The organism is Streptomyces sp. NPDC043867 (assembly GCF_056435845.1).
In genome coordinates, this window is the sequence record NZ_JBWKDS010000009.1 from 229,531 (window position 1) to 236,322 (window position 6,792).

8 protein-coding genes and 1 pseudogene are annotated in these 6,792 nt (G+C 70.7%); 6 read left to right on the plus strand and 3 right to left on the minus strand.

Annotated elements, in window-relative coordinates; genetic code table 11:
* Nucleotides 1-342 precede the first annotated feature (342 nt).
* A complete protein-coding gene (locus AC069T_RS12245; RefSeq protein WP_478782641.1) occupies nucleotides 343-1,551 on the plus strand; it encodes a serine hydrolase domain-containing protein in 1,209 nt (402 codons plus the stop codon).
* Between the two features lie 29 nt (nucleotides 1,552-1,580).
* Nucleotides 1,581-3,203, plus strand: coding sequence for an alpha/beta fold hydrolase (locus AC069T_RS12250; protein WP_478782661.1), 1,623 nt, complete (start codon nucleotides 1,581-1,583; stop codon nucleotides 3,201-3,203).
* A gap of 249 nt (nucleotides 3,204-3,452) precedes the next feature.
* On the opposite strand, the gene AC069T_RS12255 is transcribed toward AC069T_RS12250, so the two are convergent.
* Nucleotides 3,453-3,800: a hypothetical protein gene (locus AC069T_RS12255; protein ID WP_478782642.1), complete on the minus strand. Its 348-nt coding sequence runs from the start codon at nucleotides 3,798-3,800 to the stop codon at nucleotides 3,453-3,455.
* Nucleotides 3,801-4,026: 226 nt separating this feature from the next.
* On the opposite strand from AC069T_RS12255, the gene AC069T_RS12260 reads away from it, so the two are divergent.
* Both AC069T_RS12260 and AC069T_RS12265 read left to right on the plus strand, forming a co-directional pair.
* On the plus strand, nucleotides 4,027-4,248 hold the full coding sequence (locus AC069T_RS12260) for a type II toxin-antitoxin system VapB family antitoxin (protein WP_411151791.1): 222 nt from the start codon (nucleotides 4,027-4,029) through the stop codon (nucleotides 4,246-4,248).
* Complete coding sequence (locus tag AC069T_RS12265; RefSeq protein WP_478782643.1) at nucleotides 4,245-4,655, plus strand: PIN domain-containing protein; 411 nt, start codon at nucleotides 4,245-4,247, stop codon at nucleotides 4,653-4,655. The genes AC069T_RS12260 and AC069T_RS12265 overlap by 4 nt, the downstream gene beginning before the upstream one ends.
* Before the next feature lie 290 nt (nucleotides 4,656-4,945).
* Here the strand turns inward: AC069T_RS12265 and AC069T_RS12270 are convergent, their stop codons facing one another.
* Both AC069T_RS12270 and AC069T_RS12275 read right to left on the minus strand, forming a co-directional pair.
* Entirely contained in the window at nucleotides 4,946-5,368 is a 423-nt protein-coding gene (locus tag AC069T_RS12270; RefSeq protein ID WP_478782644.1) for a PIN domain-containing protein, read from the minus strand.
* Nucleotides 5,365-5,580 carry a type II toxin-antitoxin system VapB family antitoxin gene (locus AC069T_RS12275; RefSeq protein WP_478782645.1) on the minus strand — a complete coding sequence of 72 codons (216 nt, stop codon included), beginning with the start codon at nucleotides 5,578-5,580 and terminating at the stop codon, nucleotides 5,365-5,367. The genes AC069T_RS12270 and AC069T_RS12275 overlap by 4 nt, the downstream gene beginning before the upstream one ends.
* A gap of 317 nt (nucleotides 5,581-5,897) precedes the next feature.
* Here AC069T_RS12275 and AC069T_RS12280 point away from each other — a divergent pair, with 317 nt between their 5' ends.
* On the plus strand, nucleotides 5,898-6,308 hold the full coding sequence (locus tag AC069T_RS12280; RefSeq protein ID WP_478782646.1) for a VOC family protein: 411 nt from the start codon (nucleotides 5,898-5,900) through the stop codon (nucleotides 6,306-6,308).
* Nucleotides 6,309-6,396: 88 nt separating this feature from the next.
* A pseudogene (locus AC069T_RS12285) lies at nucleotides 6,397-6,674 on the plus strand (UTRA domain-containing protein); the annotation flags it as partial.
* Nucleotides 6,675-6,792: the final 118 nt, after the last annotated feature.

The window sequence follows — 6,792 nt, forward strand, 5'->3', positions numbered from 1 at the left end:
AGTATGCGCCTGCGCGGATCCGGCCGCTGCGTCCTTGGCATGCGATACCCGCCACCAGCGACAGACAGAGCCCGAATTTCTGTCGACTTGTCCAGATTCCGGCCGGCCGGAGCGGCGGACGAGAGCACTCACACCGCGGGCGGGTACGACGGATTTCCCCGGCGGCAGGTCGTCCGGTCGTCCGCGCACGCCGGGCACCCTCGTACCGCGGCCCGCTCCTACCAACGGGACATCGGGCCGTCGAGGGGGCCTGCTCCCGGCCTTCCGCTCGGGTTGGCCTCAGTACGAAGCACCAGCCTGCCGGAGTGATCGAGCGGCGAGCCCTGCCTAGCGTGGTGCCGCATGCCGACCTTCTTACCGACGTCCAAGCCCGGCAGGCTCACCGGCCCGGCGGCCCTGATCGCCGCCCTCGTGCTGGTCACCGGCCCGATGGCGGCCGCCGACGCCGCGGTCCCGCGGAACCCGGCCGATTGCGGTACGCACGACCGGGCCGACCGGGCGCTGCACGTCCTCACCGACCGCGACGGCATCACCGGCGCCTCCGTCCTCGTGACCGGTCCCGCCGTGGACGCCGCCTGCGGGCGCTGGACCGAGAGCGCCGGGACGGCCGACGTGCGCACCGGACGCCGTATGAACGCCACCGACCGGCTCCGCGTCGGCAGCGTGACCAAAACGTTCACCGCGACGCTCGTCCTGCAGCTCGCCGCCGAGCACCGCCTCTCGCTCGACGGCCCCGTCGACCGCTACCTGCCCGGTCTGATCCGCGCACCCGGCCACGACGGCCGGCGGATCACCGTACGGCAACTCCTCCAGCACACCAGTGGACTGCCCGACTACGTGGACGCTCCCGAATGGGAGCACCCCGAGCACGTGCGGTATCACCACTTCGAGCCCCGCGACCTCGTCGCACGCGCCCTCGCCCTGCCGCGCCCGCACGGCAGGTGGCACTACGCCACCACCAACTACACCGTCCTCGGCATGATCGTCCGTGAGGTCACCGGCCGGACCCCCGAGGCGGAGATCAACCGCCGCATCATCGAACCGCTCGGGCTGCGCGACACCTACTGGCCCGGTGACGAGGTCCGCGTCCGGGGGCCGCATTCCCGCAGCTACTTCACCGCCGAGGACGGCCGGACCGTCGACGGTACCGCCTGGAACATGACCTTCGGGGGCGTCGGCGGTGCCCTCGTCTCCACCCAGGCCGACCTGACGCGGTTCGCCACCGCCCTGTTCGACGGCCGCCTGCTGCCACCCGCCCAACTGGCCCGGATGCGGGAGACGGTGGCCGCCGATCCCGACCGGCTGTGGCCCGGCGCCCGCTACGGGCTGGGCGTGATCTCCTCACCGCTGTCCTGCGGCGGTACGTGGCTGGGGCATGGAGGCACGGTGCCCGGCGGCCACCGGGCACTCGTCGCCGTCGCCCCCGGTGGCCGCAGCGTCGCCGTCGCCCTGAACGAGGTGCCCGACTCGCTCCAGGCCGAACTCGACTTCCTGGACCTCGTCGACAAGTCCCTCTGCCCGGACCCGTCCTCCGAAAGGAACTCCGCGTGAGTGGTCCCACCTTCCCCGGCGCGACCGTCATGGCCACCCCGCCGCCTGCCGACAAGCCCGCCGCCGCGCGCGCCGCCGCCAGGTGGGGTCCGGCCGCCGGCGGCCCGCGCCGGTTCGTGTCGCGCACCGCGGCCGGCGTCGCCCTGTGCCTCGTCGGAACGCTCACCGTCGCCGCGACACCCGCGGCGGCCCAGCCCGTCCGCGCGACCACGGACCCCCTCGCCCGCTATCACCACCAGCACCTCGTCTGGAAGAGCTGCCTGCTCGGACCCGGCGACGAGACCGGCGGGGAACTCCGGCAGGCGGGCGCCCGGTGCGCCGACGTCACCGTCCCCTTGAACTACGACGACCCGGACGGCCGTACGATCACCGTCGCGATCTCCCGGATCCGGGCCGCCGACACCGGCCGCCGCGTCGGCGCGCTGCTGCTCAACGGCGGCGGCCCGGGCGGGCAGACGATCGGCGACCCGCCGTGGGTGCGCGCGGCGATGCGGCAGACCGGCGCGCGCTACGACGTGGTGGGCGTGGACCCCCGTTTCGTCGGCCGCAGCACACCGCTCGACTGCCACTGGCCCACCGGTTCCTTCATACGCGGCGCCGGAACCGACCGTGCCGGGTTCGACCGGTCGGCGGCCTTCGCCGAGGGACTCGCCCGACGCTGCCGGACGTCCGCGGGCGACCTGCTGCCGTACGTCACCACCCGCAACACCGCGCGGGACATGGACGTCGTCCGCGCCGCGCTCGGCGAACGCAGAATCTCCTATCTCGGCTATTCGTACGGCAGTTACCTCGGCCAGGTGTACGCCACGATGTTCCCCGGCCGCACCGACCGGGTCGTACTCGACGGGGTCCTCGCACCCGACCGCTACAGCCCCCGCCTGCTGCGGGGCACGGAACCGGCAAACCGGCACGCCTTCGGGGGCTGGGCCGCCTGGGCCGCCGCCCGCCACGCCACCTACGGCCTGGGACGCACGCGGAGCGCGGTCCTCGCCGCCGTGGACCGGATCCAGGCCGCGGCCGCCCGCACGCCCCTGCCGGTCGGCGACCACCTGGTCGACGAGCACGTGCTGCCGGCCGTCGTCCTGAACGGTCTCTCGCAGGACAACGACGCTGCCTACGCCGATCTCGCCCGGGCGGTACGGGACTTGCGGCGCGCCGCCGGGAACAGCCCGGTCACCCCGTCGCCCTGGCTGGCCGGCACCCTCGATTTCCTCCTGACCGGGTCCGACTCCTCCTACGGCAGCGTCCAGTCGGCGATCCTGTGCGGCGACGTGGCCACGGCACGCGACCCCGAGACGTACTGGCGGGACGTCCAACGCGCCCGAAAGAAGGACGCGTTGTTCGGTCCCGTCACGAACAACATCGGACCGTGCGCGTTCTGGGACCCGCCGCGCGAGCGCCCGACGACGATCCGCAGCGACCTGCCGGCCCTCCTGGTGAACGCGACCGGCGACCCGCGCACCACCTACCAGAGCGCCCGGACCGTACGCCGCAACTGGCCCTCCTCCCGCCTGGTCACCCTCCGCGGCGCGGACCAGCACGCCGTGTACGGCGTCGCCGGGAGCCCCTGTGCCGACACGACGGTCAACACCTACCTGGCCACGGGCCACCTGCCACCCACGGACGTCACCTGCACCCGGCCCTCCGGGTGAGGACTCCGCCCTCGTCGGCCTCGTGCGGGCCTGCGTCGAGCACCGGGCATCGAGGACGGGCCGCACGAGCGGGACCCGGGCCGTGGTGGGCGGCGCGCTGTCCCTGGCCGGGGCAACGGCGGCGATCGCCTACATGCTCTTCCTGGCCAGCCACCCGGATCTCCCGGTTCAGGGCCGGGGACCCGACTGAGCCACCCGGTCCGGACGGCGCTCCCACGGGGCCCACGGCCACGCTCGGAACGTGGCCGCTCAGGGAATTCGCCGGCCCATCTTCGCGGAGTGCCTGTTGCGGGCCTTGGTGGCCCACCACTCCTCCAGCAGGGCGTGGACGATGTCGACCATCTGCCGCAACCGGTCCGGAGGGGGTGCGGGAGAGGTGAGTACGTCCGTGAAGGACTTGTCGGCCCACGGAAGGGTGACCACCCAGCATTCGTCCGGGTGACCTGGTCGTTCCACGGTGAGCCCGAACACGAATGTCACTGTGCGGTCGGGGTGGTGCTCGACGGACAGTCGGGTGACGTTGAACATGACTCCGTCGACCGTGGTGTACGAGCGCCCCAGAGTCTGCTCCACCGGCGTCTTTTCCCCAGGCATCATGCAGCCCTCTCCCTCGCCCGGTGATGCGCCACAACCGGCTACGCCCACGGTCGGTCATCGTCATCCGCGTGACCGGATACGCGCCGGCGATCCGGAAGCCTTCGCTCAGGTCGGGCCGCGCCGCTGACAACCACGACTATCCGCTCCCGTGGGCACGCCGTGGCCGCGCCAATGTTGATGACGTATTCTTCTTTGTACATTACCAACATCGTGCGGGAGGTGCCTCGTGTCTGTGACCCAGATCGACATCGACGACGACGCTCTGGAACGTGCCATGGCTTTGTCCAAGGTCAGGACCAAGAAGGAGGCGGTCAACCTCGCCCTGCACTTCTATGCCGAGCAACAGGAGCGTGCGGCGCGTATCAGCCGCCACTTCGAGCGTGCGCGCGAATGGGGTGCCGTCGAGGACGCGGAGCGTCTGCACCGGGCGGAGAAGAACAGCCGGTGATCTACCTGCTCGACACCTCAGGCCTGGTCCGGCTGCTCCGCGATCCGAAACTGCAGTCGGCCTGGTACGACGCGATCGACGCCGGGGCCATCGCATCCTGCTATGTGCAGCGCACCGAGTTCCTCCACAGTGCCCGGCACGGACGCGAGTACGACGAGATCACGGAGATGTTCACCGACCTCTACCCGGATGCGGCCGTACCGAAGAACGCGGGGCGCTGGATCGGTGCGGTGCAGCACCGTATGGCCCGGGCCGGAGAGCATCGCAGTGCCTCGGCGGTGGACCTCGTCATCGCCGCGACAGCAGCCCACCACGGACTGGCTGTCCTGCACGACGACGCCGACTACCGCGCCATCGCCCGGCACGCATCCGACCTGACCGAGCACAACGTCCACGACATCGTCTGAGGGTTTTCCGCCCAGCCTGCGTCAGGAGAGGGTGGCGGCCCGTGTCGTCATACCGGAGATTGCGGAGCATCGCCTGGGTGCAGTCCGGTCCGTCCGTGTCCACGGTGGCGCGCTCGGTGAAGTCGTGTCTGCTGTCCGGGAGTTGGCAAGTCGCCAGTGCTGCGGCGTCCGTGGACACCATCCCTCTCTCCGAGGGGACGGGCCGCCCAGCCCGACGGGCCTTCGCAGGCGCTACGCAACGACACCGGCCGGCTGCGTTCTTCCTCGGGCCGTCGCTGTTCGAGCCTGGCTCACTTGCCGACTTCTGGCCCGTACCACTGCAGCGCCTGGCCAGTGACGGCGGCGATGCACGCGAAGTCCCGGTCGCGGTGCAGGAGGGTCAGCCCCTGTAGTTCGGCCGTGGCCGCCACCACGAGATCGACGGCTCCCGCGCTGCGGTGCTGTCCACGCTGGGTGAGGATCTCCTGGACCTGCCAGGCGCGGTCGTAGGCGCGATCGTCGACGGGTACCCAGCCGAAGAGCAGGCGCATGTCCTCGATGCCTTGGGTGCGGTCGGCGGCGGAGCGGGCGCTGTAGAAGAACTCCAGCTCGGTGATGGGGCATGTGGCGATGAGCCCGGCTGCTGCCGCCTGGTCCCATCCGTACTGTTCGGCGTCGCCGCGCAGCAGGCGGGCGAGTGCGCTGGTGTCGATCAGGAACTGCGCGGCGTTCACCGGCGGTAGTTCCCCTTGTCCTCGAAGAGATCCAGGGCGAAGGCGCCGTCTGTCGCTGCGGCCCGCAGGCGCGTGAGGGCCAGGGCCCGGCGCCGGTTCTCCAATACCTCACGCAGGGCGGTGTTGACCGTCTCCTTCTTGGTGCTGGTGCCAAGGGCCTTGGCCACGTCTGCGACCAGCTGATCGTCCAGGTCGATCACGGTACGAGTCATCGACTACACCTCCACAGATATCATCGATACCATTAAGTATATATACCTGTGTAGGAACGGTCCCTGGTGTGCAGGGCAGCCCTGTCGGCGATGTCGGGACCGCCCCTTACCGTTTCACGACCACGGTGCTCGCCGCGCCCGTCGTGACGGTCCGCGCCTCGACCCTGGCGAGGACCGTCACGAAGCCCTGGCCACCCCTGGTGAACGGGGTCTGGGGGGCGAAGCCCCGGGGACTTCTTGTTCCCACGCCTCGGCGGAGCTGCTCAGGGCCTGTCTGTGTCTCGAAGCCGGGTGTGAGCTTGTGCCAAGATCGCGGGATGCTGCGACTCACCGATTTCATCATCGACTGTCCGGACACGATGAAGCTGGCGGCCTTCTACTCCGAGGTGACGGGCCGTCCGGTCAAGGAGGGCAGCTCCGAGGACTGGGCCGGCATCCAGTTCGGCGAGATCGAGCTGGCATTCATCCGGGTGGACGACTACCGCGCTCCGCAGTGGCCCGACAGCGAGCACCCCAAGCAGTTCCACCTCGACTTCGAAGTGGACGAGACCGAGCCCGAGCAGCGCCGCGTCCTCGACCTCGGCGCGACGCTGCGGCAGGACTTCATCGGCCCCGACGGCTACGGCTGGCAGGTCTACACCGACCCGATCGGCCACCCCTTCTGCCTGTGCCGCAACAAGGGCGTCATCTGGACCGACCAGGGCCCGATCTGGCCCAAGCGCGACTGATCAGCCGCCCGAGCAGGGAAAGTCCGCGTTCATCGTCGGGGCCGACGCCGCCGGCAGTCCCCCCAGGTCGACAGCCTGGAGGTCAAGGACCGCCCGCGGTACACGGATCGCCGAGCCCAAGCCCGGCCCCGGCGGTATCCACGCACGCCGGGAAGAGCTGGGTCATCACCTCGACCACTTCGAGGAGGAGATCCGCGCCCGGATGCCCTCTCCGTCCGAAGTGAAGACGCTCCGGCCGGCCTCCGGCGTGCACGTGATCCACCTGATCCGTACCGCGTATGACACCGAGGGGCGGGCCGTGGGGTCTGCGACCCGGTCATGGCGGCGGACGCCTACGTCCTGTCGTACCAGCTCCCGGCGACGTGATCGTGTGAGCGGGAGTGGACAGCTGCTAGGGCCTGTCGTTTGGATCATGCCGGCGTCGCGGGGTCTGGCACGCACATCTGCGGCGTTGTCGTCGGTCGCCGACGCTCCGCGTCGACTC

Excerpts from the sequence above, each read along its gene's own strand:
- AC069T_RS12245 (WP_478782641.1), top strand. The coding sequence starts at position 343 with ATGCCGACCTTCTTACCGACGTCCAAGCCCGGCAGGCTCACCGGCCCG.
- AC069T_RS12250 (WP_478782661.1), top strand. The coding sequence starts at position 1,581 with ATGGCCACCCCGCCGCCTGCCGACAAGCCCGCCGCCGCGCGCGCCGCC.
- AC069T_RS12255 (WP_478782642.1), bottom strand. The coding sequence starts at position 3,800 with ATGATGCCTGGGGAAAAGACGCCGGTGGAGCAGACTCTGGGGCGCTCG.
- AC069T_RS12275 (WP_478782645.1), bottom strand. The coding sequence starts at position 5,580 with ATGACTCGTACCGTGATCGACCTGGACGATCAGCTGGTCGCAGACGTG.
- AC069T_RS12280 (WP_478782646.1), top strand. The coding sequence starts at position 5,898 with ATGCTGCGACTCACCGATTTCATCATCGACTGTCCGGACACGATGAAG.